The 19,508-nt window shown below is 58.7% G+C and carries 22 protein-coding genes; 11 read left to right on the top strand and 11 right to left on the bottom strand.

All coding sequences use genetic code 11. The features are described from left to right. Window positions 1–480 precede the first annotated feature (480 nt). The 7 genes from P8H27_RS18570 to P8H27_RS18540 all read right to left on the bottom strand — a co-directional run bounded on the left by P8H27_RS18570 (window position 481) and on the right by P8H27_RS18540 (window position 5,024). Window positions 481–1,284: an AbiJ-NTD4 domain-containing protein gene (locus P8H27_RS18570; RefSeq protein WP_289639171.1), complete on the bottom strand. Its 804-nt coding sequence runs from the start codon at window positions 1,282–1,284 to the stop codon at window positions 481–483. Window positions 1,285–1,382: 98 nt separating this feature from the next. Beyond that, the gene (locus P8H27_RS18565; protein ID WP_289639170.1) at window positions 1,383–1,778 is read right to left on the bottom strand and encodes a hypothetical protein; all 396 of its coding nucleotides are present in this window, start codon (window positions 1,776–1,778) and stop codon (window positions 1,383–1,385) included. Window positions 1,779–1,873: 95 nt separating this feature from the next. Beyond that, window positions 1,874–2,245 carry a hypothetical protein gene (locus tag P8H27_RS18560; RefSeq protein WP_289639169.1) on the bottom strand — a complete coding sequence of 124 codons (372 nt, stop codon included), beginning with the start codon at window positions 2,243–2,245 and terminating at the stop codon, window positions 1,874–1,876. A 121-nt stretch (window positions 2,246–2,366) separates the two neighbouring features. Continuing rightward, complete coding sequence (locus tag P8H27_RS18555) at window positions 2,367–2,717, bottom strand: hypothetical protein (protein WP_289639167.1); 351 nt, start codon at window positions 2,715–2,717, stop codon at window positions 2,367–2,369. Window positions 2,718–2,854: 137 nt separating this feature from the next. Beyond that, a complete protein-coding gene (locus P8H27_RS18550) occupies window positions 2,855–3,190 on the bottom strand; it encodes a hypothetical protein (protein ID WP_289639166.1) in 336 nt (111 codons plus the stop codon). 89 nt (window positions 3,191–3,279) lie between these two features. Beyond that, on the bottom strand, window positions 3,280–3,825 hold the full coding sequence (locus tag P8H27_RS18545) for a hypothetical protein (RefSeq protein ID WP_289639165.1): 546 nt from the start codon (window positions 3,823–3,825) through the stop codon (window positions 3,280–3,282). A 746-nt stretch (window positions 3,826–4,571) separates the two neighbouring features. Beyond that, a complete protein-coding gene (locus tag P8H27_RS18540) occupies window positions 4,572–5,024 on the bottom strand; it encodes a hypothetical protein (protein ID WP_289639164.1) in 453 nt (150 codons plus the stop codon). A 213-nt stretch (window positions 5,025–5,237) separates the two neighbouring features. Here P8H27_RS18540 and P8H27_RS18535 point away from each other — a divergent pair, with 213 nt between their 5' ends. The 5 genes from P8H27_RS18535 to P8H27_RS18515 all read left to right on the top strand — a co-directional run bounded on the left by P8H27_RS18535 (window position 5,238) and on the right by P8H27_RS18515 (window position 10,180). Then, on the top strand, window positions 5,238–6,203 hold the full coding sequence (locus P8H27_RS18535; protein WP_289639163.1) for an integron integrase: 966 nt from the start codon (window positions 5,238–5,240) through the stop codon (window positions 6,201–6,203). A 652-nt stretch (window positions 6,204–6,855) separates the two neighbouring features. After that, window positions 6,856–7,131 carry a hypothetical protein gene (locus tag P8H27_RS18530; RefSeq protein WP_289639162.1) on the top strand — a complete coding sequence of 92 codons (276 nt, stop codon included), beginning with the start codon at window positions 6,856–6,858 and terminating at the stop codon, window positions 7,129–7,131. Next, a complete protein-coding gene (locus P8H27_RS18525) occupies window positions 7,124–7,420 on the top strand; it encodes a LasR-specific antiactivator QslA (RefSeq protein WP_289639161.1) in 297 nt (98 codons plus the stop codon). The genes P8H27_RS18530 and P8H27_RS18525 overlap by 8 nt, the downstream gene beginning before the upstream one ends. A 202-nt stretch (window positions 7,421–7,622) precedes the next feature. Then, window positions 7,623–9,536: a PAAR domain-containing protein gene (locus P8H27_RS18520; RefSeq protein ID WP_289639160.1), complete on the top strand. Its 1,914-nt coding sequence runs from the start codon at window positions 7,623–7,625 to the stop codon at window positions 9,534–9,536. After that, window positions 9,533–10,180, top strand: coding sequence for a DUF2931 family protein (locus P8H27_RS18515; protein WP_289639159.1), 648 nt, complete (start codon window positions 9,533–9,535; stop codon window positions 10,178–10,180). Before P8H27_RS18520 ends, P8H27_RS18515 begins: the two co-directional genes overlap by 4 nt. Before the next feature lie 75 nt (window positions 10,181–10,255). Here the strand turns inward: P8H27_RS18515 and P8H27_RS18510 are convergent, their stop codons facing one another. The 3 genes from P8H27_RS18510 to dksA all read right to left on the bottom strand — a co-directional run bounded on the left by P8H27_RS18510 (window position 10,256) and on the right by dksA (window position 12,519). Beyond that, window positions 10,256–10,792: a hypothetical protein gene (locus P8H27_RS18510; protein ID WP_289639158.1), complete on the bottom strand. Its 537-nt coding sequence runs from the start codon at window positions 10,790–10,792 to the stop codon at window positions 10,256–10,258. A 275-nt stretch (window positions 10,793–11,067) separates the two neighbouring features. Further along, window positions 11,068–11,955, bottom strand: a complete 888-nt coding sequence (gene gluQRS / locus P8H27_RS18505; protein WP_289639157.1) for a tRNA glutamyl-Q(34) synthetase GluQRS — start codon at window positions 11,953–11,955, stop codon at window positions 11,068–11,070. A 120-nt stretch (window positions 11,956–12,075) separates the two neighbouring features. Next, window positions 12,076–12,519, bottom strand: coding sequence for an RNA polymerase-binding protein DksA (gene dksA, locus P8H27_RS18500; protein WP_289639155.1), 444 nt, complete (start codon window positions 12,517–12,519; stop codon window positions 12,076–12,078). A gap of 196 nt (window positions 12,520–12,715) precedes the next feature. On the opposite strand from dksA, the gene P8H27_RS18495 reads away from it, so the two are divergent. Both P8H27_RS18495 and sfsA read left to right on the top strand, forming a co-directional pair. Then, window positions 12,716–13,897: a pyridoxal phosphate-dependent aminotransferase gene (locus tag P8H27_RS18495; RefSeq protein ID WP_289639154.1), complete on the top strand. Its 1,182-nt coding sequence runs from the start codon at window positions 12,716–12,718 to the stop codon at window positions 13,895–13,897. Continuing rightward, entirely contained in the window at window positions 13,887–14,594 is a 708-nt protein-coding gene (sfsA, locus tag P8H27_RS18490) for a DNA/RNA nuclease SfsA (RefSeq protein ID WP_289639153.1), read from the top strand. Before P8H27_RS18495 ends, sfsA begins: the two co-directional genes overlap by 11 nt. An 87-nt stretch (window positions 14,595–14,681) precedes the next feature. Here sfsA and P8H27_RS18485 read toward each other — a convergent pair whose 3' ends face one another. Beyond that, on the bottom strand, window positions 14,682–14,999 hold the full coding sequence (locus P8H27_RS18485) for a Rieske (2Fe-2S) protein (RefSeq protein WP_289639152.1): 318 nt from the start codon (window positions 14,997–14,999) through the stop codon (window positions 14,682–14,684). A gap of 170 nt (window positions 15,000–15,169) precedes the next feature. Here P8H27_RS18485 and P8H27_RS18480 point away from each other — a divergent pair, with 170 nt between their 5' ends. From P8H27_RS18480 to P8H27_RS18465, 4 genes are all read left to right on the top strand, one after another. Continuing rightward, window positions 15,170–16,054 (top strand): ChaN family lipoprotein, encoded by an 885-nt coding sequence (locus tag P8H27_RS18480; protein WP_289639151.1) that lies wholly within the window; start codon window positions 15,170–15,172, stop codon window positions 16,052–16,054. 96 nt (window positions 16,055–16,150) lie between these two features. Next, window positions 16,151–16,351, top strand: coding sequence for a hypothetical protein (locus tag P8H27_RS18475; RefSeq protein ID WP_289639149.1), 201 nt, complete (start codon window positions 16,151–16,153; stop codon window positions 16,349–16,351). A gap of 13 nt (window positions 16,352–16,364) precedes the next feature. Further along, the gene (locus P8H27_RS18470; protein ID WP_289639147.1) at window positions 16,365–19,139 is read left to right on the top strand and encodes a sensor histidine kinase; all 2,775 of its coding nucleotides are present in this window, start codon (window positions 16,365–16,367) and stop codon (window positions 19,137–19,139) included. Next, the gene (locus P8H27_RS18465; protein WP_289639145.1) at window positions 19,136–19,507 is read left to right on the top strand and encodes a response regulator transcription factor; all 372 of its coding nucleotides are present in this window, start codon (window positions 19,136–19,138) and stop codon (window positions 19,505–19,507) included. The genes P8H27_RS18470 and P8H27_RS18465 overlap by 4 nt, the downstream gene beginning before the upstream one ends. The last annotated feature ends 1 nt before the right edge of the window (window position 19,508 follow it).

The raw sequence follows: 19,508 nt of genomic DNA, 5'->3' as shown, positions 1-19,508 counted from the left end.
AGCCCGTCCCAGTGAGCGAAGCGAACGGTTTGAACCGCTTGTTAGGCCGCGCCCCGATGGAACGCCGGCAACCGAACGTGATTGCTCAATGCCGCTGGATGTGTGGATTTGAACATGCGCGTGTGGACGTTCAGATTGTGGATTGGAGCATACGTGTGCGGGCGTGCAGATTGGAAGATGCGCACTTGAATACGCGTGCCGGCCGCGAGTCGGATGTGGGTGCACGCGGTGAAACGGCGAGAGCCAAGCACATGCTGCGGGTTGGATTTGTCCAGGCACCACAAAAGATCGGGTAAGAACGAAAACGTTCTGAGTGGATTTTTGGCAACGCTGCCGATGAGTGATTTGCTGAGAGCAATATTTGTTATTTGATTGCATAACTTCCATGTTTGGTCTGCTTTTGTTCTGCCGCCTAACGTTTGGTTAAGGGGCGGGCTTTAGCCCGTCCCAGCGAGCGGAGCGAGTGATTTGAACCAGTTGTTATGCCTTTTGACACTTTATTAAGTAACTGCCAAGAGAGGCAGAGAGACCAACAATAAGCTCTGCTTCATTTAAGGAGGGTTCTCTGCCTTCACGAATGTGGCGGCCATTTTCAGAGGCATAGCCCCAAGCCTTAATTATGGCTTGATCTAGCGGCTCGGGAATTATGTAAGTATGGCGTTTCATAATGTCACCAAGGTTAGCCTTGCGATCTCCCGTTATTTCACGAGCTACGCATTCCAAGGAGGCCATTGCATGTTGAATGGCTCCAGTCGCATCAGGGTGTGGGCGTCTAGATAAATCTCCAAGAGCTTGGTGTAGCTCTTTGCTGGCGGTGATATGACCGGCTTCACTTTCAATAGACTGTGCATTTTTAACCACTGACTCAAATGCTTCCGTACCTCTGAACTCTACTAGACCACCTTCTACTTTCCAGCCAATGCCATTCTCAATATAGTACTCATTTATTTCTTTTTCGAATGAGTTGTATATGTCTGGATCGTAGTTATGTTCCCCCAAGTAATTAAGGATACGTTCAAGTATGTCGTATACCTTGTACCATTTGCAGGCGAAAATTAGATTGGTTACCTCGCCGTCAACGTTGGGGTACTCTGACCAGTTATCTGGATCAGGCATTTTCTTCAATACTTTGCATACAAGGCCACGCAGAGTGGAAGGCTTTAATCCATGCTCGTATGAAAGTTGTATGAGAAAGCCCCGAAAGTCTTCTGGAGCATCCTCGCGAATAGTTATTTCAGACTCTTCCACGGATGAGAAACCATGGCGCTTTGAGAATGAGTCCATCGATTTCTCCTTGAAAGGCATAACGACCGGCGCAGCGGACTTGTTTTTGCGAGGCAGGAGCGAAAACAATGTCCGCCTGCCGCCAATGGTTAAGTGATTTAATCAAAAAAGTTAAACCTAATGACATCTTTGTGCACACCATAAGCCATGCCTATATTATTTTTATTATTATTGAAAAATTGAATCCAGCCGTTATTTATACCTTCTTCCCAGTCCTCAATTTTCCCATAACGTTCTAAATACAAAGTTACTTTTTGATTTATGCCTTCATCAGATTCTCTGCCAGTTGGATCGTTATACCATGCAGCGGTAACTTTACCCTCTGATTGATAAAATCCAATATCAAAATTTTCATATGAAACTTTATAAAAAAGTTCTTCCTCATCATCATGTTCCTCAACTTTTCCTGTTGCACTAAGAATAGATAGCCCTTCTTCTAGTGAGATTCCTGCTGGAATATGAGGTGTTCTAATTTTCATAATTTGAGATTTCATGAAATTCCTTTTTTTCACTTAACGTTTGGTTAAGGGGCGGGCTTTAGCCCGTCCCAGCGAACGAAGTGAGCGATTTGAACCAATTGTTATGTTTTTTAGTTTGGGACAAACTGGATAAGTTTTTTAACGGATCTGGGCGTGCACTCCAAGGTGACTGCCTTGTCGTCCTTGAACTTGACTTCAACGACATTCTTGCTTTCTGAGTAAAATGAACCGGCAATAGCTATTACTATCGCAATCAAGACGCCTACAACATTGAGAAACATGCCAAGAACTATACTGAGTATGATTGCGCCGACTAAAAAACCTAATATTCCGAATTTTTTCTCTTTCGATACATTTGCAGAAACCGAACTAATTTCTTCTGGATCGTATATGCCCTTTGACGCACCTTCGATCACAAGCTTTTGATCGCGGCTGATAAAGGCAGAGCCGTTCACCCCGAAATTGCCACCAAGTATTTTCATTCTTCCTCCGATACTCCAACCATTTTCAGCAGGTGGGAAAAACATAACGTTTGGTTAAGGGGCGGGCTTTAGCCCGTCCCAGTGAGCGCAGCGAACGATTTGAACCACTTGTTAGCCGACATTACGAAAATTGATTTTTGTAAGCTAATACATGTTCCGGAAATAGCTTTTCGTACACTGAGCTTTCAATGCCAAGCACAGAAACTTCAATTGCCTCACCGCCGAATTCGGTTGATAAGTCGGTGATGTGAATACCACCAGTTGCTTCTAAATTAAGATTCTCTGCTGTTTTAGCTGAAAGTGATAAATGATATTGGTCAAGTTCATTGCTAGCAATTATTGAGGCCTGAATTTTATCGTATGAGGTAATGGGTATGAACTGCCCGAATGCCACGCCCATTGGGGGATCGCCTGCTTCTAGGTCCGACCAACCAATTAATGTCTGGCCACTGAGTATCTTGAAACGGCGCATGAGTCTGCCCTTAGCGGCTAACGATTAAGCTAAGGGGCTGGCTTTAGCCAGTCCCAGTGAGCGAAGCGAACGATTTGAGCGCATTGTTATAAGTGTCACTCGCGGTGGTTAGTATTAAGCTTAAAATTTATTGCGGACTACCAATAATTTATATTGTTATCTTCTAGGTAGCGTTTTACTGCGTCATGAGCATTATCAAATGAACCTATTATTTCGCTACTGCCTCTTTCTTGGCGGCAAACGAAATAAGAAGTTGTTGTTTCTTTTGAAAGTACGCCCATGAATTTTACTTTTTCAATATACCAGCCATCGAAAGTTTTATTAATGCAGTTAAATACACTGCTTAGGTTTGGGTCGTCAATGGATTGCAAGTAGTCAAATTCTGCACTGTCAGTAAATAGTTCTAAAACTCGACTTCTATCTCCGTTTAATTTTAGATCTATTTGCTGCAGCAAATATTGCTTTGGGGTCATAGTTGCTCCGGCTGGATGCTTATAACGTTTGGTTAAGGGGCGGGCTTTAGCCCGTCCCAGTGAGCGAAGCGAACGATTTGAACCAGTTGTTAGGCTAGTATTTGTTTGTAGATCACTTCGTAACCTATGGCGACAATATAGAGAGTTAAGCATAAGAGCGATACGGCGCGAAATTTTTTGACGCTAATAGATAAGTTTTCAATGGTTGGGGCTTTTGAATAGTGAATAATGGCTGCCCCGAACAGAAGGAATAGAGAAAGAATGAAGAGCCATAATATATACATGGTTAATAGCTTTGGCGTTGACCATGCATATGATGTGATAACACCCAGTATAAAGCCGATTAGGGCTTTTACTGTGTTTATTCCCGTTTCAATTGGGAATAAACAGAAATTTTCTAGATAATAATTCTGTTTTTCATGGGTGAACGGTCCACGGAATATGTTATGTATGAGAAGTAGCGGGATGGCTGACAAAATAAGCAGGCCAACAAGTGCAGGAGAGCTCAGGCTTTGCTGGACTGATATGAAGGAGTCCCGTCCTGTGGAGTTGGCAAAGTGAAGAAAAGCTCCAGTTAGGATGCCGTATGCGACAAATAAATAAGTGCTTCTGTCGGTCTTGAAATATGTTTTCATGCTGGCCTGCGGATTATATATTTGCCTAACGTTTGGCTAAGGGGCGGGCTTTAGCCCGTCCCAGTGAGCGAAGCGAACGATTTGAGCCAGTTGTTAGGCCTGGCCTGCTCGACACGGTAGCGGCCGCAACGCAGAAAGAAAAGGCTGGCGCCGCCGAACTGGAAGGTGAACGCGGTAAGTTATTTGTGACGGTGCTCGGCATAAACCAACTCCCTCTGATAATGCCACTAACTATGCGACTTACTGGCGACGCGATGTTGCGGGTGTAAACCAACCGGATAGGAACTCTGGAGCTGCCTAACGTTTGGTTAAGGGGCTGGCTTTAGCCAGTCCCGAGTGAGCGAAGCGAACGGCTTGAACCACTAGTTAGGTTGCATTACTACGGCCCGAGTAATAGTAGCCGAGTACTGTTCCGATTAGTGTGCCAGAAAATGCCAAAATTTCGCTAAAGTATTGGCTCTTGAAAATAGCGCTTACGAATACACCAAACATCAATAGTATTACAACCATAAAGCCCATTATTACAGGCATGCGTTTGTTAATTCGCTCAGTGCGTGGTTCGGCTTGCCCAATACCGCCACAAACCCCACATGGAAGACCTGCAAACTCTTTGCCTTTTAGTTCATTTGACTGTATGCAAACAGCGCATGAGTTCTCGCCGGCCCCACTTTTACAAGTGCCTATGCCGGAGCAATGAGCGCAAGGATATAAGTTTGATTTGATGGCGTGCATATTGGCATTGCTACCTAACGTTTGGTTAAGGGGCGGGCTTTAGCCCGTCCCAGTGAGCGAAGCGAACGATTTGAACCACTTGTTAGACCTTGCACTTCTACTTGGATGAACGGGAAAGATGTTCGGAACTCAGTAAGAATTTCATGGTTGTTATGTAGTGAATTCCAAGCTCGATCCTTACTCGGGCCGTCAAATACTTTACGATTACGGAGATATGCAATACCAAAAACTGCCTCATCTTCCTGCTCTGTAAAGCTACGGCCAGGGCTGAAGCCTATTGATCTGATGATGTGGAAGCGAGGCTCGTCAAAGTTTAATAGTTCCGCTATGTAGTCTGGATATGAATCTGCTGACTCCACAACCATGAAAGCCCACTGCTGCAATTCTTCAGTGTCAATTGCATTACTAAAGTAACAATTAACGACAAAGGCGATAGTCGATGGATTTTCGCGTGTAAGTCCATTCATGATCTAGGTCTAACAGTGATTAGATGGAATTCTTCGTTAATCCGATGCTAGTGGATTCCGCATAAGCACGCACCAATTTGAATCTGTAAAACTGAAAAACCCTGCAGATCAACATGTTACGCCAGAGCATCAAATGTTTTCCTGTATTCGCTTGACTTCCGCATTCTGCTCTACCATTACTACTGTATAAAAACACAGCATCCAGGAGCCGACATGGACAGTTCAGCCTCCAAGCCCCGTCTGCGTGAGCAGGTCAGAGCGGTGATGCGAGTGCATCACTACAGCATCCGCACCGAGAAGACCTATTGGTACTGGATTCGCTACTTTATCCGCTTCCATCAGTTGCGCCATCCGCTGGAGTTGGGCGCAGCAGAGGTTAATGCCTTTCTCACTTGGCTGGCAGTGGAACGCAAGGTGGCCGCCGCGACCCAGAACCTGGCGCTCAATGCTCTGGTGTTTCTCTACGGCAAGGTGCTGCATCAGCCACTGGGCCAGGTCGGCGAGGTCGTGCGCGCCAAGCGCTCTGCGCGCATTCCCTGCGTACTGACACATGCCGAGGCGACGGCGCTCATCGGCCTGCTGGGTCAGCCTTACCAGTTGTTGGCCTCACTCATGTATGGCGCCGGCTTGAGAGTCGTAGAAGCGGCACGTCTGCGCATCAAGGATGTGGATTTCGACCGGCAGGTGATCACCGTGCACGATGGCAAGGGCGCCAAGGATCGCACCACTTTGCTGCCGGCCTCGCTAATAACTCCACTGCTGGAGCGCAGGCAGCGCATGTTCGCGGCCTGGAAGCAGCAGGACAGTTTCTATCAGGCTCCCGTTAGCCTGCCCTTTGCGCTGCGGCGCAAATACCCGAATGCGGCCCGCTCGTTCGAGTGGCAATGGCTGTTTCCCTCCACCGGCCTGTGCATGGATGAAGATGGCGCTGCCGTGCGCCATCACATCCATGTCAGCTCCATTCAGAAGGCGGTCAAACAGGCGGTGCGGCGCTCCAGCATTCATAAGCCGGCCGGCTGCCACACCTTGCGCCATAGCTTTGCCACCGAGCTGTTGCGCCACGGCAGCGATATCCGCACCGTGCAGACCTTGCTGGGCCATGCCGATGTGCGCACCACGCAGATCTATACCCATGTACTGGGCCAGGGGTTTGCCGGGGTGCGGAGCCCTTTGGGCTAGCGGTAACTCAGGCAGGCTACCGCCGCCCCTGCGCATAACGGGGCTGGCGACTGCACGACAAAAAGACTGGGGGTGACGGCGATCCTTTCCGGATAGGCGGGGTTGGCTGACCGTCCCTGGGTTTGGCCGAGCATAGTGCAGTGTGCCGTTCGAGCCAAGCCAGGGCGCCTGCGGCCTGGCAACGCACACCCCCGGCGCGTGCCTTGCTGCGCACATCTGGAGCCGGCCTCGCGACGGCGGTCGATATTTGCACAACGTCTGAGGCCTGGGGGGCTCAGCAGCTGCCGGTTGCTCATTACGCTTCATCCGGCTAGAGTGCCTCGGTCACGGTCAATCCCGTGATCGGGTGTGGTAGCCCGAGGGTTTACGAAGGCGCGGTAGCGTCATAGCGAGAGCAGGCGCTTTTTTTGTGCCTGTTGTTTTCTCGTGCAGTTATGGCGGGCCGTGTGAGGCAGGCCTCGGCCTGGCCGGCTGTCCTTCGTGAGTCGGTCTACCACCCTTGCACGGTCCGCCTCCATTCGTGTGGTAGCGAAGAGAGGTGGTTCCTTACTTACACGAAGGAGCATAAGGAAAATGCGCTACCCCCCTTTTACCCAAGGGCTCCGCCTTGGGCTGTCCGTCCTGTCGTCTATCTCCGCCCTGGAGGTGCGTCATGACTAGTTCCAACCCCGTTGTTATCCCCTTCCCGAAACGCTGCAAGCCGCTCGATTGCCTGGATGATCCTGTCTGCTATTTCCAGGCAGCGGCCGAGTTGCGGGTGGCGATGCTGCACAAGATGTTCAACATTCTGGCTCGCTCGGGAGTGGCTGCGCCGGCCGCAACGGAGTTGCACGAGCTCTGCCAGAACGCCCGCGAGCTGCTCAACGATGTGGTGGTGCTGTACCGCAGTTCGTTGGCGCAGGCACAGGGGAGGGTTGGCGATGAGTAAGCCCTGTACCAGCTACCTGCCCAGCCACGACGGCCAGAGCGGTGCGGTGATCGAGTGGCCGTGGGATTGTCAGCAGGCCTTCGACAAGGGTGTGATCTGCGCCCAGGCCTGGTTGAGCAACGACGACACCGGCTGGCTGTGGGCCAACTTGATCATCGAGCGCGACGTGCTGCCCGGCGGGCTGCAACGGCGGGCCTTCGAGGTCGGTTTCCTCAGCCGGGTGCATCAGCGTTTGTGTTCGCCGTTCGGCGGCAATCACCAGGCCAGGAAGACCTGTTTGAGCCTTTGAACCTAGGGCGCTACTCGCCGCAGGCAGTACGCCGACGCTTGGCGGGCTGCGGCGAGGCCGCTCTATCTAAAGCTGCGCAAGTTCTTGCGCAGTCGATGGTTTTAGCTGCGAATCACCGCATAAATCAGACCATTACGATTGCGCCAAGCCGCCCTGTTGCGGCAAGGTCTCGACCCTGCCGTAACCGATAAGGAGATTGGTCATGTCTGGCAAACCTGCTGCCCGTGCCACCGACCCCACCGCCTGCCCCGTTCCCGGGCATGGCAGCAACCCCGTCAGCGCCGGCTCGCCGGACGTTCAATTCGACGGCCTGCCCGCTGCCCGCCAGGGCGACCCCACCGCCTGCGGCAGCGCCCTGGCCGGCAATGTGGTCGCCAATGTGCGGATCAACAACATGCCGGCCACCACCCTCGGCACCATAGGCAGCCACGGCAATGCGGTGATCGCCGGCTCCGGCAGCGTGCTCATCGGCAACAGCCATACGCCCGCGTCGTTTACCCCGCCCACGCCTTTGGCCATCGCTGCGAGTTCCGTCCAGGCCTTGCCCCCCAGCACGCCCTCTCTGCCGCAACGCCCAGCCGACACAATGGCGCGCAACTGGCAGGAAGAGCCCGGCGATGCGGCACCGTTGGGCCTGGAGGAGGACGAGGAAGAAGAGCTGGAGGAGGACGTGCAGCAGGGCATCACCCTGCGCGTAGGCTTCTTCTTCGACGGCACCGGCGACAACGCTGCCAACGTGGCGCGGGGCGAGCAGTGCCGCGCCAACCAACTTGGCTACGACGCAGCCGATGAGCGCGCCCTGCTCGAATACTGCCCGCCGCACCAGATGGACTCTATGAGTAGTTATGGGCGGCAGCGGACCAATATTGCGCGGTTGTACGATCTATATGGAGACGACTCGCTTCAAGCTCTTAAACGTACCGATCAACAAGCCTTGCTCCGCATCTATATCGAAGGTGCAGGTACTGAGACCGACAAGCCGGATCAGCAGTTTCCTGATATGGCTCTCGGCACGGGAGATACAGGTGTACTTGAGAAAGTCACCATCAGCGGAAACCTGTTTCTCGAGCGACTCAAGTTCTTGTTGAGTAAGAATCCAGATATTCTGATCGCGTCATTGGAAATCGATGTTTTCGGTTTTAGCCGAGGTGCAGCGGCGGCCCGGCATTTCGTCAATGATTTGCGTAGGGGCAGTTCATCCGTATTGGCCAAAGCTTTGCCGGCATCCCAAGCGCCACTGGTGAAGAGTTTCACTTGGCGCTTCGGCCACGATGTGCAGGTCAACCTGGTCGGCCTGTTCGACACCGTGGCGGCCATAGGTGGGCTGAGCGATGGCTGGGACGTGAACGACGACCGGAACGGCGACCTGAAGCTGCATCTGGCGCCGGATAGCGCAAAACGAGTGATCCACCTGGTGGCCGGCGACGAATACCGCCACAACTACTCGCTCAACAGCAGCCAGCCGAACTTTGCCGAGATCGTCTTGCCGGGTGCCCATGGCGACATCGGCGGCAACTACCCGCTGGCGGCCGAGGAAAAACTGTTCCTCACCCGCCCCTTCCGTGACGAGGTGGATAACCGCCTGGCCAATGAGGCAAGCCAGGCCTGGAAGCAGGCCAGTCAAGCTTTGGAGTCATGGTGGCAACGTGGCCTGATCGATCTGGCGCGGCCCAATGGCAAGTTGTACATCGACTGGCGGCAGGTGCGTTCCACCGAAAGCCCCATTCGCCGCAAGGTGATCTATGCCCAGGTCAAACTGGAGCGTCGCGTGCGCGGCGAGTATGGGCGCATTCCCTTGCGCATCATGCATGCCCTGGCTCAGGAAGCGGGGGCGCCGTTCAAGTTGCTGGACGAGTTCGATCCCGAAACGGCCATTCCTCGGCAGCTTCAGACCATTGCTGACAAGCTGATGGCCTATGCCCAGGGTAAGGCGCGGTTGAACCTTGAGTTCGAGGAGCAGGATCTGCTCTACGCCCACTTCCTGCACCAGGCGGCCCATTGGAATGTCTATCCCGGCGAGAGTGGCGCGCTGACCGTTCACTTCGTCAACCGCCCGGCGAAGGATAGCCAGCGCGCCATCCATCCGAACAAACCCGATCCGGTATCCCTGTTATGAAACGTTTGCTGCTCGCTCTAGCCCTTCTCACCCCCTGGCCTGCCCTTTGTGGCGAGGCTGAGCCGCCCAAGCCTTTCAACGCCTGGTACCTGAGCTTCTTCGCGCCGGACTATATGGATGTCTGGTTGGAAACTGTCGATGTCACAGATACCCGGGGCATCACCTTTACCGAAGCCATGAAAGGTACGGTCTCGATCCATCAACCTGAGGATGGCTCCGGTGACCCAACGGGTTGGCCTGAATATGTTGGCGCCGGCGCTGGTGTTCATCTCAATCGGATGGAGTTGCCTCAACGTATTTTTGTACGTTGGCAATCGCTGGCAGAACCGCAAACCTACCGAGCCATATTGGATGTCCCGCATTCGGCTCGCGAATTGATGCGCAAACCCGAAAAAGTAAAGTGTCCTATTAGCGGTTGGGCGACCGACTACCGCAATGCGGTAACCATCGGCCTGGCCCCTGGCGGCATTGCCAAGCTGTGGGTCAGCGGCCCCTGCTTCAAAGGTACGGAAATCCTGCGTGTACAGGCCGAGATCGAGCCCAAGGGGCCTTACCAAGGCTTGTCAGAGGGGCGACACCGTCCACTGGAACCCGCCGCCAAGGCCTATATCGAACAGCAGGGTATCCCCTATGGTTCGTGGTGAGTGTTGCGGTTGCATAACCTGGATTACGCCTAGGCTCCGGGCTGAAGGGCGGTGGGATGGTGCGCGCGGCGCACCCTACTTGGAAGGGGGATGCGCGGCTTGCATGGCCTCATAGGCCGGCGCCGCATAGATGCCCACTTCCACCGCCAGTTCCAGCACCCGCGCCAAGTCGCTTCTATACACCAGCACGGCTTGCAGTTCGTCATCCAGCGCTTCGCTGAAGTCCACCAGCACATAGCCGCCGGTTTCCGGCGACAGACTGGCGAGTTGCACCTGGATGCGGTTGAGCGCCTTGAGTGCTTCGGTCTTGGCCAGCTGCTTGGGCTTGAGCACGAAGCTGACCTGCGGGCCGAAGGAGTCGACGATCTGTTGGAACAACTGCTCGTAGCTGTCGGCCTGGAACAATACGGTGTCCGGCAGGCTGCCGACCACCACCCATTCGCCGAGCGGGATGGGGAAGCTGTCGTCGTAGTTGATGTCCGGGTTGGCGGCGAGGAAGGCTTGCGGGTCGGCGTAGGCCTGGGCTGCTTCCGCAGCGATGCGCACGATGTCTTCGGCCAGCATGCAGCCCGAGCTTATCTTGCCGATCAGTTCTTCGAGTTGGGCTTGCATGTGGCGATCCTGTGGGGCGATTGAATATGGGGCGTAAGGATAAGGGAAATGCGCCGCTTCGGCGCAGCGAAAAGTAGCCCTGATTAGTCCGCGTGGGCTAAAGCCCCTCCTGCGGTTATCGGCAGTAATGTAGCCCGGATGCAATCCGGGGAAGTCATTGTCGCCGCCACACCGCCCCGGATTGCATCCGGGCTGCGAGAGCGGGACGCCATTGCCATCCATCCTGGGACGTCGCAAAGCTTACCGATGAACATAGGGTTTGCGGCGCGATGAGGCTAGCGCAGTTGCGCCTCGGCCAGGGTGCGGCAGCGCGGGATGCGGCCGACGTCCCAGTGGCGGACTGCCCAGGCCAGCAGCTCGGGCGGGCGGGCGCGCTCCAGTTCGCCAGGTGGCTCTTGGCCCAGGGCATGCAGGGCGCGAACCAGCAGCGGTGCGGCCCGGTCGGTTGGCAGCGGCGGCGAGCGGTAGGCTTTGCCCAGTTTGTGGCCGTCGGGCTGGATGATCAGCGGTACGTGCAGGTAGCGCGGCTGGGCCAGGCCGAGCAGTTCTTGCAGGTACAGCTGGCGCGGGGTGGAGTCGAGCAGGTCGGCGCCGCGCACCACGTCGGTCATGCCCTGCCAGGCATCGTCGAGCACCACCGCCAGTTGGTAGGCGTAGAAGCCGTCGCGCCGACGGATGACGAAGTCGCCGACCTCGCGGCCCAGGTGCTGGCGGTATTCGCCCTGCACCCGGTCGCTAAAGGCGTAGCTCAGGTTCGGCACGCGCAGGCGGATCGCGGCATTCTGCGGTGAGTGGCCGGCGTCGCGGCAGGTGCCGGGGTAGATGCCGTGGCAGCCCTCCAGTTGCTTGCGCGAGCAGGTGCAGGCATAGGCCAGACCCTGCTGCAGTAAGCGTTCGACCAGCGCCTGGTACTCGGCATGGCGCTGGCTTTGGCGCACCAGTTCGCCGTCCCATTGCAGGCCGTAGCTGTCCAGGGTGCTGAGGATCGCGTCCTGGGCGCCGGGGACTTCCCGTGGCGGGTCGAGGTCTTCCATGCGCAGCAGCCAGCGCCCGCCAGCCGCGCGCGCGTCGAGGTAGGATGCCAGCGCCGCGACCAATGAGCCGAAGTGCAGGTAACCGCTGGGGGTGGGGGCGAAGCGACCGATATAAGCGGGAGCGTTCATACGGGCCAATATAGAGGCTGTGTGCTGGAGGAGGTGAGAGCTTGCGCGGCCGCAGCCGCTCCTGCAGGAGGGCGCAGGAGCAGAAACAACACGGGGCGCCGCAGCGCCCCGTGGGTCAGATCAGGAACCGATCTGTTTTTCCTTGATTTCCGCCAGGGTCTTGCAGTCGATGCACAAGGTGGCGGTGGGACGGGCTTCCAGACGGCGGATACCGATCTCGACGCCGCAGGAGTCGCACCAGCCGTAATCGTTGTCTTCGATCAGTTGCAGCGTTTCGTCGATCTTCTTGATCAACTTGCGCTCGCGGTCACGGGCACGCAGTTCCAGGCTGAATTCTTCTTCCTGGCTGGCACGGTCTGCTGGATCGGGGAAGTTAGCCGCCTCGTCCTGCATGTGATGCACGGTACGATCGACTTCCTGCATCAATTCCAGCTTCCATTTGTTGAGGATGCTGGTGAAGTGGGCGCGCATCGGATCACCCATGTACTCCTCACCCTTGGTTTCTTTGTAGGGTTCGAAGCCACGAATCAGTTGGCTGCTTTTTGCTTTTGCTTTGGTGGGCATGGATGAACGCCTCTCACTCTCTCGATTCCACTGCGCAGGATGCTTTCCATTGCCGGCTATAAACCAGCCCTGCGGCTGCAAGCGGGCGAACTTACCAGAACAACACCAGCCGCGCCACTCCCGGTTGTCGTGGTTGCTGCCGTTTCGCTCAAGGCTTGGGTAGAATCCGCGCCTCAACCTCTATCAAGGCAAGTCCATGGCCACGTCCTACAGTGCGCGCAGCCGCGCCATCGAACCCTTTCATGTCATGGCCTTGCTGGCTCGCGCCAATCAGTTGCAGGCCGCCGGCGTCGATGTCATCCACCTGGAGATCGGCGAGCCGGACTTCACCACCGCCGCGCCCATCGTCGCCGCCGGCCAGGCCGCCTTGGCCGCTGGGCATACCCGCTACACCGCGGCGCGCGGAATTCCGGCCCTGCGTGAAGCGATTGCCGGGTTCTACGCACAGCGTTATCGACTGAGCATAGACCCTGAGCGGATTTTGATTACCCCGGGTGGCTCCGGCGCCTTGTTATTGGCCAGCAGTCTGTTGGTCGACCCCGGCAAGCACTGGCTGCTGGCCGACCCGGGCTACCCGTGCAACCGGCATTTCCTGCGCCTGGTCGAAGGCGCCGCGCAACTGGTGCCGGTGGGGCCTGAGGTGCGCTATCAACTGACCGCGGATCTGGTCGCGCGCCATTGGGACAAGGACAGCGTCGGCGCGCTGGTCGCCTCGCCAGCCAACCCGACCGGCACGCTGTTGTCCGGTGACGAGCTGGCAGGGTTGTCCCGGGCGTTGAAAGAGCGCGGCGGCCATCTGGTGGTCGACGAGATCTATCACGGCCTGACCTATGGCGTGGACGCCAGCAGCGTGCTGGAAGTGGACGACGAGGCCTTTGTGCTCAACAGTTTCTCCAAATACTTCGGCATGACCGGCTGGCGGCTTGGCTGGCTGGTGGCGCCGCAGGAGGCCGTGGCGGATCTGGAGAAGCTGGCGCAGAACCTGTATATCAGCGCGCCGAGCATGGCCCAGCATGCCGCGTTGGCCTGTTTCGAGGCGCAGACCCTGGAGATTCTCGAACAGCGCCGGCACGAATTCGCCCGCCGTCGCGATTTTTTGCTGCCGGCGTTGCGTGAGCTGGGCTTCAAGATTGCCGTTGAGCCCGAAGGCGCCTTCTATCTATATGCCGATATCAGCGCCTTTGGCGGCGACGCCTTCGCCTTCTGTCAGCACTTTCTCGAAACCGAGCATGTGGCCTTCACTCCGGGGCTGGACTTCGGTCGTCATCTGGCCAGCCGACATGTGCGCTTCTCCTACACCCAGGACCTGCCACGCCTGCAGCAGGCCGTCGAACGCATCGCCCGTGGCCTGAAAAGCTGGCGCCCCGATGCGCTTTGAACCGCCGCTGGAGCAGGGGCGGCTGCTGCGCCGCTACAAACGCTTCCTGGCCGATATCGAAACTGTGGACGGTGAGTTATTGACCATTCATTGCCCCAACACCGGCTCGATGCTCAACTGCATGAGCGAAGGCGCGCGGATCTGGTTCAGCCGCAGCAATGATCCCAAACGCAAGCTGCCGGGCACCTGGGAGATCGGCGAAACGCCGCAGGGTCGTCTGGCGGTGATCAATACCGCACGCGCCAACGGCCTGGTCGAAGAGGCGCTGCGTGGCGGGCTGATCACCGAGCTGGCCGGCTTCACCACCCTGAAGCGTGAAGTGCCCTATGGCCAGGAGCGCAGCCGCATCGACTTTCGCCTGGACTACCCGAGCGGCGCGGCCTTCGTCGAAGTCAAAAGCGTGACCCTGGGCTTTGCCGACAGCCGGGTGGCGGCGTTTCCCGATGCGCGCACCGAACGCGGGGCCAAGCACCTGCGCGAGCTGGCGGCGTTGGCCCGCGAGGGCGTGCGCGCGGTGCAGCTGTATTGCGTCAATCTGACGGACGTCGATGCGGTGCGCCCGGCCGAGGAGATCGACCCGGCCTACGCCGCCGCCCTGCGTGAAGCGCTCAGTGCCGGGGTCGAGGTGCTGGCCTATGGCGCGCAGATCAGCCCGCAGCGGATTCAGCTGGTGCGTCGGCTCGAGGTGCGTTTGTAGCCACTCAAATCGCTCCAGGCCGTTGTAGCCCGGATGCAATCCGGGGAGCGCTATCTGGCGCGAGATATTCCCCGGATTGCATCCGGGCTACGAGGTCAGCCAGATCCCTTCGCGGTTTTCCTCGCAGCTCAGCGCTTTTAGCGATTGTCCGGCGCAGGGGCCGGCCACGCATTCGCCCGTATCGATGAGAAACAACGCGCCGTGGGTGGCGCACTGGATCAGGCTGGCGCTGTGGTCGAGAAACTGATCCGGCAGCCATTCCAGCGGGATGCCCTTGTGCGGGCAACGGTTGCGGTAGGCGAACACCTGGCCGTCCTTGCGCACGGCAAACAGTTTTTCGCCGTCAATCACAAAGCCCCGGCTCTGGCCTTCGGCCAGCTCGTTCGGGGCGCATAAGCGCATCATCGGCATCTCCCAGGTAGGCGGCCATTATCCCGATCTGTCGAGGACTGCCAAGTGGCGGGTGGGGCTTGCGCCCTGATGCTTTTGTCGGGGGCGAGCTCCCCGGGATGAACGCTCGCCAGCGCCGCGCTGCTACTCTTTGCATAACCCCCCCAAACACCAAGGATTCCCTTATGCGCGTGCTGCTTGTATTGGCCGTCGTCCTGCTGGTCGGCTGCCAGGCCTGCCTGCCGCCGCTGCCCGCCTGGCAAAGCCCGGAAGGGCGCGAACATGCCGAGCTGGGGCAGATCGTCGATCTAAGAACGGGTCAGCGCCTGAGCCCGCAGCAATTGCTCGAACATCTGGCTCCCGCGCCACGTGTGCTGGTCGGCGAGAAGCATGACAACCCCGATCACCACGCCCTGCAGCTCTGGTTGCTGCAGGCGCTGGAGGCGCGCCGTCGGCAGGGTAGCCTGCTGCTGGAAATGCTCACGCCCGAGCAGCAGAGCAAGGTCGATGCGCTGCATGCCCGTGTGCTCGGGGGGCAGCAGGTCGCCGACCTTCCGGCTGCACTGGCCTGGCAAAAAGGCTGGCCCTGGGCGCTATACGGGCCGATCGTGCGGCACGCGTTAGCCCAGCCGTACCCGCTGTTGGCGGCCAACCTGGAGCGCGCGCAAGTGCGGCAAATTTATCGCAAGCGACCGCCGTTGACCGGCCCACTCTCGACGGCAGCCGCTGTGCACGGGCCCTTGCTGGCGCAGATCGAGACTTCCCATTGCGACAAACTGCCGAAGAGCCAGCTGCCGGCCATGCTCGCCGTGCAGCAGCAGCGTGACCGCCGCATGGCCACGGCGCTGCTGGCTGCGCCACAGCCAAGCCTGTTGTTCGCGGGCATCTTTCATGTGCGTCGCGACCTGGGCGTGCCGCTGCACTTGGCGGACTTGGGCGATAGCGCCGCCAGCCTGGTGCTGATCCTGGCCGAAGTGGGCCAGCCGGTCGGCGCCGCTGCCGCCGATTTCGTCTGGTTTACCCCGGCCTTGCCGAGGCGCGACTACTGCGCCGATTTCGCCGGTTCGTAGAGGGCGCGTGCCTGTTCGCCAGTGCACGCCCCCTACCATGGTCGCGCAGTGCGCGGCGCGAATAATCGGCCACACTTAGCCCAGGAGGTAAGGGCTATGGCCAAGCGCATACTGCGAGCACAGCGGCTGGTGGCATTGTTCATGCTGGGTTGCCTGCTGTTCAGCTATCCCTTGCTGGCGCTGTTCGATAGCGGCGGCGAGGTGTTCGGTATTCCGCTGTTGTTCGCCTACCTGTTCATTGCCTGGGCGCTGCTGATCGTGGCGATGATCCTGGTCGTCGAGTGCTCGAGCCGATGAGGAGGCGCTGCCCATGCCGCTCGCTGGCCTGATCCTGCTGACCTCCTGCGCCTACCTGGGCATCCTCTTCGCTATCGCTTACTGGGGCGACAAGCGCGCCGATGCCGGCCGCTCGATCATCGCCAACCCCTACATCTATGCCCTGTCGCTGGCGGTGTACGCCACCTCCTGGACCTTCTACGGCAGCGTTGGCCGGGCGGCGGCCAGCGGCGTCGGCTTCCTGCCGATCTACCTCGGGCCGACCCTGATGGCGGCGCTGTTCTGGCTGGTGCTGCGCAAGATGATCCGCATCAGCAAGGCCAACCGCATCACCTCGATTGCCGACTTCATCGCCGCGCGCTACGGCAAGAGCGCGCTGCTCGGCGGCTTGGTCACCCTGATCGCGGTGGTCGGGGTCATCCCCTATATCGCCCTGCAACTCAAGGCGGTCTCCAGCAGCTTTCTGATTCTCTGGCAGTACCCGGCGATTCAGATGCCCAATCAGGGTCAGGCGCTCGGTGTCCTGCAGGACACCGCGCTCTATGTGGCGCTGCTGCTGGCGATCTTCACCATCCTGTTCGGCACCCGCCACCTCGACGCGACCGAGCGCCACGAAGGCATGGTGGCGGCCATCGCCTTCGAGTCGCTGGTCAAGCTGCTGGCGTTTCTGGCGGTCGGTCTGTACGTCACCTTCGGCCTCTACCATGGCTTCGCCGACGTCTTCGAACAGGCCGCGCGCTTGCCCGATGTCGACCAACTGCTGACCCTCGGCGGCCCTGCCGGGACTTACGGTTCCTGGGTGTCGCTGATCTTTCTGTCGATGCTGTCGATCCTGTTTCTGCCGCGCCAGTTCCAGATCAGCGTGGTCGAGAACGTCAACGAGAACCACCTGGCCAAGGCCATCTGGTTGTTTCCGCTGTACCTGCTGGCGATCAATATCTTCGTCCTGCCGATCACCTTCGCCGGCTTGATGCATTTCCCCGCCGGCACTGTGGATGCCGACACCTTCGTCCTCACCCTGCCCATGGCCTTGCGCCAGGAGTCGCTGGCGCTGCTGGTGTTTATCGGCGGGCTGTCGGCCGCCACCGGTATGGTCATCGTCGAGACCATCGCGCTCTCGACGATGATCTGCAACGACCTGGCGATGCCGCTGCTGCTGCGCTGGAAGGCCCTCGGCCTGGCGCAGCGGACGGATCTCTCAGGCTTGCTGCTGGGCATCCGGCGCGGCGCCATCCTGTTGTTGATGTTGCTCGGCTATGTGTATTACCGCGCGGCGGGCGAGGCCTATGCGCTGGTCTCGATCGGCCTGGTGTCGTTCGCCGCGGTGGCGCAGTTCGCCCCGGCGATGCTCGGCGGCATGTACTGGAAGCAGGGCACCCGCGCCGGCGCCCTGAGTGGGCTGTCGCTGGGCTTCCTGCTCTGGCTCTATACCCTGTTGCTGCCGGCGTTCGCCAAGTCCGGTTGGTTGCCGTTGAGCTTCATCGAGCAGGGGCCGCTGGCCATCGCCTGGCTCAAGCCGCTGGCGCTGTTCGGCCTGACCGGGCTGGACGAGATCGGCCATTCGCTGTTCTGGAGCCTGCTGGCCAACCTCGGTGCCTATGTCGGGGTGTCGTTGTTCGGCCGCCAGAGCAGCCGCGAACATGCCCAGGCGCTGCTGTTCGTCGACGTCTTCAAGGTGGCCGGGCGCGGCTCCAGCCTGTGGCGCGGCAGCGCCTCGGTGACGGAGGTGATCGCCCTGGTCGGGCGCTTCCTCGGCCCGCCGCGGGCCGCCGGAGCCTTCGCCGGCTACGCCGCGCAGCGCGGCCTGGCGTCGAGTGCCGAACTGGTGCCGGATGCCGATCTGGTGCACTTCGCCGAGCAACAACTGGCGGGGGCGATCGGGGCCGCCTCGGCGCGGGTGATGCTGGCCTCGGTGGTGCAGGAGGAGCCGCTGGGCATGGACGAGGTGCTCGACATCCTCGACGAAGCCTCGCAGGTGATCGCCTACAGCCGCCGTCTGGAGCAGCAGTCGCACGAACTGGAGGTCGCCACCGGCGAACTGCGCGCGGCCAATGCGCGGCTGCAGGAGCTCGACCGCCTGAAGGACGACTTCATCTCCACCGTGACCCACGAGCTGCGCACGCCGCTGACCTCGATTCGTGCCTTCTCCGAGATTCTCAACGACAACCCCGAGCTGGATCCGCTGCAGCGCGCGCGTTTCGTTGCCATCATCGTCAAGGAGAGCGAGCGCCTGACGCGGATGATCAACCAGGTGCTGGATCTGGCCAAACTCGAGTCGGGCCGTGCCGAATGGCACACCGGCGCGCTCGATCTGCGCGAGGTGATCGAGGATGCCCAGGCCAGCACCAGCCAGCTGCTGCAGGAGCAGGGTGTGCAACTGCGCCTCGAGCTGCCGGCGCAGATTCCGCCGGCGCTGGGCGACCGCGATCGCCTGTTGCAGGTGCTGCTCAACCTGATTTCCAACGCGATCAAGTTCTGCGACCGCGAGGCGGGGCGCATCGGCATCGCCGTGCAGGTGCTGCCGCAGGCGTTGCGGGTGGACGTGCACGACAACGGTTGCGGCATCGACCCGGTCGACCAGGAAACCATTTTCGAGAAGTTTCGCCAGGCCGGCGACAACCTCACCGAGAAGCCGCAGGGCACCGGGCTGGGGCTGCCGATCAGCCGGCAGATCATCGAGCACTTCGGCGGCCGGCTGTGGGTGCAGAGTGCGCGCGGACAGGGGGCAACTTTTTCCTTTACCCTGCCCTTGGGACAGGCGAGTGCGGCCGCGTCAGACGCAGGCTGCGAGACGGAGGATGGCGTATGAGCAAAACCGTATTAATCGCCGACGATGAACCGAATATCGTCATCTCGCTGGAGTTTTTGCTCGAGCAGGCCGGCTATCGGGTGCTGGTGGCGCACGATGGCCAGGAGGCCCTGGAGGCCATTGAGCGGCAGCCGCCAGACCTGGTGCTGCTCGATGTGATGCTGCCGCGCCTGAGCGGTTTCGACGTGTGCCAGAAGATTCGCGAGAATCCGCTATGGCAGCATATGCGCGTGGTCATGCTGACGGCCAAGGGCCGCGAGGTCGAGATCAGCAAGGGCCTGGCGCTGGGCGCCAATGCCTACATCACCAAGCCGTTCTCGACTCAAGAGTTGCTGGCGCAGATCGGCGCGCAGTTGGCGGTCGAATAAC

The organism is Pseudomonas sp. sp1636, from assembly GCF_030376615.1.
Classification (GTDB): domain Bacteria; phylum Pseudomonadota; class Gammaproteobacteria; order Pseudomonadales; family Pseudomonadaceae; genus Aquipseudomonas.
Note: the sequence above shows the minus strand (reverse complement) of the source record. Positions and strands in the feature narration are given on the sequence as shown.

Coding starts and splice junctions, on each gene's coding strand:
- P8H27_RS18465 (WP_289639145.1), top strand. CDS start 19,136: ATGAGCAAAACCGTATTAATCGCCGACGATGAACCGAATATCGTCATC.
- P8H27_RS18470 (WP_289639147.1), top strand. CDS start 16,365: ATGCCGCTCGCTGGCCTGATCCTGCTGACCTCCTGCGCCTACCTGGGC.
- P8H27_RS18525 (WP_289639161.1), top strand. CDS start 7,124: ATGAGTAAGCCCTGTACCAGCTACCTGCCCAGCCACGACGGCCAGAGC.
- P8H27_RS18495 (WP_289639154.1), top strand. CDS start 12,716: ATGGCCACGTCCTACAGTGCGCGCAGCCGCGCCATCGAACCCTTTCAT.
- sfsA (WP_289639153.1), top strand. CDS start 13,887: ATGCGCTTTGAACCGCCGCTGGAGCAGGGGCGGCTGCTGCGCCGCTAC.
- P8H27_RS18475 (WP_289639149.1), top strand. CDS start 16,151: ATGGCCAAGCGCATACTGCGAGCACAGCGGCTGGTGGCATTGTTCATG.
- P8H27_RS18530 (WP_289639162.1), top strand. CDS start 6,856: ATGACTAGTTCCAACCCCGTTGTTATCCCCTTCCCGAAACGCTGCAAG.
- gluQRS (WP_289639157.1), bottom strand. CDS start 11,955: ATGAACGCTCCCGCTTATATCGGTCGCTTCGCCCCCACCCCCAGCGGT.
- P8H27_RS18560 (WP_289639169.1), bottom strand. CDS start 2,245: ATGAAAATACTTGGTGGCAATTTCGGGGTGAACGGCTCTGCCTTTATC.
- P8H27_RS18510 (WP_289639158.1), bottom strand. CDS start 10,792: ATGCAAGCCCAACTCGAAGAACTGATCGGCAAGATAAGCTCGGGCTGC.
- P8H27_RS18555 (WP_289639167.1), bottom strand. CDS start 2,717: ATGCGCCGTTTCAAGATACTCAGTGGCCAGACATTAATTGGTTGGTCG.
- P8H27_RS18550 (WP_289639166.1), bottom strand. CDS start 3,190: ATGACCCCAAAGCAATATTTGCTGCAGCAAATAGATCTAAAATTAAAC.
- P8H27_RS18540 (WP_289639164.1), bottom strand. CDS start 5,024: ATGAATGGACTTACACGCGAAAATCCATCGACTATCGCCTTTGTCGTT.
- P8H27_RS18485 (WP_289639152.1), bottom strand. CDS start 14,999: ATGATGCGCTTATGCGCCCCGAACGAGCTGGCCGAAGGCCAGAGCCGG.
- P8H27_RS18565 (WP_289639170.1), bottom strand. CDS start 1,778: ATGAAATCTCAAATTATGAAAATTAGAACACCTCATATTCCAGCAGGA.
- dksA (WP_289639155.1), bottom strand. CDS start 12,519: ATGCCCACCAAAGCAAAAGCAAAAAGCAGCCAACTGATTCGTGGCTTC.
- P8H27_RS18480 (WP_289639151.1), top strand. CDS start 15,170: ATGCGCGTGCTGCTTGTATTGGCCGTCGTCCTGCTGGTCGGCTGCCAG.
- P8H27_RS18535 (WP_289639163.1), top strand. CDS start 5,238: ATGGACAGTTCAGCCTCCAAGCCCCGTCTGCGTGAGCAGGTCAGAGCG.
- P8H27_RS18545 (WP_289639165.1), bottom strand. CDS start 3,825: ATGAAAACATATTTCAAGACCGACAGAAGCACTTATTTATTTGTCGCA.
- P8H27_RS18570 (WP_289639171.1), bottom strand. CDS start 1,284: ATGGACTCATTCTCAAAGCGCCATGGTTTCTCATCCGTGGAAGAGTCT.
- P8H27_RS18520 (WP_289639160.1), top strand. CDS start 7,623: ATGTCTGGCAAACCTGCTGCCCGTGCCACCGACCCCACCGCCTGCCCC.
- P8H27_RS18515 (WP_289639159.1), top strand. CDS start 9,533: ATGAAACGTTTGCTGCTCGCTCTAGCCCTTCTCACCCCCTGGCCTGCC.